Raw genomic sequence first — 3,761 nt, 5'->3', positions numbered from 1 at the left:
ATCGTTTTGAGTTTCCACATAAAGGTTTTTTGATGGCTCGAATAAAGAAAGCGTTAAGTTGGGTAGGTAAAGGCTTTTGCTGTCAGGGTGCATTGCTGCCAACGTGTTTGTGTATGGTTAGTTGCGTGGTTAAGCAACTAAGTTAGCAAACTTTAACGAACCCGTGAAAAATTCCGCAGGAATTTTCGCAAGCAGTGAAGAACCTAGCAATTAATTATACACGGTGTTGTACGAAGGCTTTTATTTTTTCATTCATCACTTCTTTCGGGTATTTCCAATTAAGCATTTGATTTGGTGAGCTGTTCAATCCGCTATTTATTTTTCTGAAAGGCAAATTTTCAAAACTTCCATAGTCCAATTTCCATTGGTCAATGCTAGGCATGCAATTATTCAATGAACCATTCGCACTGCGGTCATTATTCGTTTCACACAGTTTTATTTCACCAACTAATTCTCTTAAAGTTCCAAAATCAATTTCAATTCCGTCATTTTTTAGTTGTAAATGAAAATTTTTCGTAAATATTTGCGTAATGTTATTCAATTCAGATATTTTTATGTCAGACAGAATCAGTAAATACTTTGTTAGTTTATTTACTATCAGCCAGCATTTTTTTCTATCTACGTGAAAAATGGTCGCAACCCATTCGCCCAAGATTTTATTTTCGGTTTGGCTTTTTTCAACAATAGATTTCTGTATTGTTTTCTCAAGTTTTCGAGTCGTATAAATTTGGGTGTAATTCATTCAATTTTTGGTTTTCAACCCGGTTTTGTTAGCTTACGTACAACGTGTTTGTGTATGGTTAGTTGCGTGGTTAAGCAACTAAATTAGCAAACTTTTACGAACCCGAGAAAATTCCGCAGGAATTTTCGCAAGTAGGGAAGAACTTAGCAATTAATTATACACGGTGTTGTAAGTAGTTATTTTATATAGGATTCTCATTATATTCAATATCCATTTGCTTACTCAGTTTTTCATTTAGTTCGGGGATATAATCTTTGTCTTTTATAAATACGTCAAATTCGTAAGTGTAATAAATATCTTTTATTTCGAGCGAAAGAGAGTCATTCGGAAGTTTTTTAGTCCTCATCATTTTCTCCTCAACCTTAATTTCAATTTTATGTTTTCCAGTTTGATATTTACTAATTCCAAAAAAAGGTGTTTTTAGTCCGTCACTAAAAGTATCAATTTTCGTTGAGCGATCTTCCAATTCGTTTTCAATTATTACTGCAATTACAGAACTTTCGTTTTCTTTTAATTTCCTGTTATATTCCGAAATTCTTGCTAGATTTTTTCCGTAAGCTAAAGTATCCGAAATTATAAATTTAAATTGTCCAATATTTTTATTTTCATATTTTGTTTCTTTATTCTTACAAGAAATAGTTAGAATTAAAATCGAAAATATTAATGTTATTCTGCGGTTTCTCATAATTACTTACAACGTGTTTGTATATGGTTTGTTGCGTGGTTTAAGCAACTAATTTAGTAAATAATTACCGACCAAGAAAGTCCGCGAGGACTTTCGTAAGTAGGCGAGAAGCCAGCAATAAATTATATACGGTGTTATGTGCAGGTATTTTTCTATCGTTTCAATAAGTTGTTATTAAATTCATTATATATTTCATTTACTAAAGAAATTAAATTGGTTAAATCTGATTGATTTTGGTCTAATTCTTTGAGTTTTTGGAAAGGGATTTCAATGTAAACTTCATAACCAAATGACATATCAAATTGATTCTTTCCAGATTCGAGCATTGAGTTTTTCCAGTCGCATTTTTCTTTCCAGTTAAAGTTCAGACTTTTATCAAGAAGTTGTTCTATGTCTATCCAATCTTTTCCTCGTTTTTTTCTTCCAGTATATTTATGAAAATTCTCTTTCGTATAAAGAGTCTTTGTTAATTGACTTTCCTTAAACCACAGACCTTGAAAAAACTTTTGAAAACTTGTGAATTTAATGTGATAACTATAATTAATAGGGTATTCATCTCCTAGAATACTTAAACTATCATTAAATTCAGGGTCATTTACGAATAAGCTATAGCCTTGACCTTTTGTATTTCCTGGATATATGCTAACACCAAGATTCCCATTATCCTTAATCCAAAATATAATTTCTTTTGCCCAATCTTTATAAACCTCAAATCCTAATCTATCATTATAATTTAGTTTGTTAATTCTTGTACCTTTTGTAATTTCTTCAATTGTTGACTCTAACCTTCTTGTAATTGCACGTGTGTTTGTAGGTTGCAAAGCTGAAATTGATGGTTCGGGAAGCCATCTGAAATTATGTTGTTTTACTAATGCAATAAAATCGGATAGAAATCGATTTTGACTGTTCATTGTTTTTTCGAAACTTGATACTTTTACAGCAATCGCCATAAGTTTGGACCAATTAAAATCGAAAGCAGTTATATTTTCTCCGTAATTCTCTTGGGTAAATTCCTGTGGTTGATTTTGCTTATTTGTTATGTTAAGTATTTGATTGTAAAGTTGAGTAGTACAATTTACATTATCTCTTTTGGCTTCTAATACAAGTACAATGTTATTTATTTGAATTATTAAATCACAAATTGGGTCGTAATTCCTTTGGTGATTTTGTTCCCAAAAATCAGATATTTCCGCTTCACTTAGTGATATAGCAAAGATATGTTCAAAATCAGTAATCTGACTTGCTTTTTTTTGAATATCGATATTTACGTTGCTTTCGCTTTCTAAGGACTCAAATAATTGATTGTAAAAGTTGGTGCCTTTTAGAATCTCTTTAAATACCTCGTGAAAAAAAAGTGCATCTTCTTGTAATGAGATAGCCAAAGCTCTGGTCAAATCGTTTTCTAACTGATACGTTCTATTTTTATTGGTATAAGACTTAAAAATGTTTAAATGGCTGTTCATTGGTCTGTTTTACTTGCACATAACGTGTTTGTGTATGGTTAGTTGCGTGGTTAAGCAACTAAGTTAGCAAACTTTAACGAGCCTGTGAATATTCCGCAGGAATATTCGCGAGTAGGGAAGAACCTAGCAATTAATTATACACGGTGTTGTGTGCAGTTTTTATTCAGCTATTCGCTTCTTTAAATCCATTCTTTCGTGCAATATTCTGGTTATTTCAACATAATTTTTGTTCAAAGTTCTGTAGAATATTATATGTCGATTTGTATTCATTCCGAGAAGTTGCTTCGATATTCCATCGTAGAATTTCCCTATGTTTGGGTTTTCTGCAATTTCTTGACAATTTGAAATAAGTTCAGCGTAATATTTGTCAGCTTGTTTTTCCGACCACACCTCAAAGGTATAATCCCAAATCTTTGATAAATCCTCAACAGCTTTATTGGTCAATTTATATTCAGCCATTAGAGTGCTTTTTCGCTTTTAGAGATTCAAGATGTTTTTTGGGGTCAAAGTCGTGAGCTATTCCGCTATCAATTCCTTCTTGAATAGCTTTTTTCAGTGCAATAACTTTACTTTCTTCTTCTTCTAAAAGTCTTAATCCTGCACGAATAACTTCACTAACATTTTTGAATCTTCCTTCGCTTATGCTATTTTGCACGAATTGGTCGAAATAATTTCCAAGTGATATAGATGTGTTTTTGTTCATTTGAGTACAATTTTTATCAAATATACCAAAAATTGGTATAATTAACAAGTCTCCCAAATTGCGCACAACGTGTTTGTGTATGGTTAGTTGCGTGGTTTAGCGACTAAGTTAGCAAACTTTAACGAACCCGTGAAAATTCCGTAGGAATTTTCGCAAGTAGGGAAGAAC

The 3,761-nt window shown here is 31.9% G+C and carries 5 protein-coding genes; all 5 read right to left on the bottom strand.

Annotated features, from left to right (window positions below):
- Nucleotides 1–214 precede the first annotated feature (214 nt).
- The gene (locus tag ACFQ13_RS01855; protein WP_386113428.1) at nt 215–742 is read right to left on the bottom strand and encodes a DUF6933 domain-containing protein; all 528 of its coding nucleotides are present in this window, start codon (nt 740–742) and stop codon (nt 215–217) included.
- Nucleotides 743–923: 181 nt separating this feature from the next.
- On the bottom strand, nt 924–1,427 hold the full coding sequence (locus tag ACFQ13_RS01850) for a hypothetical protein (RefSeq protein ID WP_386113427.1): 504 nt from the start codon (nt 1,425–1,427) through the stop codon (nt 924–926).
- 152 nt (nt 1,428–1,579) lie between these two features.
- Complete coding sequence (locus ACFQ13_RS01845) at nt 1,580–2,890, bottom strand: hypothetical protein (protein ID WP_386113425.1); 1,311 nt, start codon at nt 2,888–2,890, stop codon at nt 1,580–1,582.
- A gap of 159 nt (nt 2,891–3,049) precedes the next feature.
- On the bottom strand, nt 3,050–3,349 hold the full coding sequence (locus ACFQ13_RS01840) for a type II toxin-antitoxin system RelE/ParE family toxin (RefSeq protein WP_386113423.1): 300 nt from the start codon (nt 3,347–3,349) through the stop codon (nt 3,050–3,052).
- Entirely contained in the window at nt 3,342–3,593 is a 252-nt protein-coding gene (locus ACFQ13_RS01835; protein WP_215937343.1) for a type II toxin-antitoxin system ParD family antitoxin, read from the bottom strand. Before ACFQ13_RS01835 ends, ACFQ13_RS01840 begins: the two co-directional genes overlap by 8 nt.
- Between the last annotated feature and the right edge of the window lie 168 nt (nt 3,594–3,761).

The sequence above is a fragment of the Winogradskyella rapida genome, from assembly GCF_042675845.1.
GTDB classification, from domain to species: domain Bacteria; phylum Bacteroidota; class Bacteroidia; order Flavobacteriales; family Flavobacteriaceae; genus Winogradskyella; species Winogradskyella rapida.
This window is presented reverse-complemented; position numbering and strand designations above follow the sequence as displayed.

Excerpts from the sequence above, each read along its gene's own strand:
- ACFQ13_RS01845 (WP_386113425.1), bottom strand. The coding sequence starts at position 2,890 with ATGAACAGCCATTTAAACATTTTTAAGTCTTATACCAATAAAAATAGA.
- ACFQ13_RS01850 (WP_386113427.1), bottom strand. The coding sequence starts at position 1,427 with ATGAGAAACCGCAGAATAACATTAATATTTTCGATTTTAATTCTAACT.
- ACFQ13_RS01855 (WP_386113428.1), bottom strand. The coding sequence starts at position 742 with ATGAATTACACCCAAATTTATACGACTCGAAAACTTGAGAAAACAATA.
- ACFQ13_RS01840 (WP_386113423.1), bottom strand. The coding sequence starts at position 3,349 with ATGGCTGAATATAAATTGACCAATAAAGCTGTTGAGGATTTATCAAAG.
- ACFQ13_RS01835 (WP_215937343.1), bottom strand. The coding sequence starts at position 3,593 with ATGAACAAAAACACATCTATATCACTTGGAAATTATTTCGACCAATTC.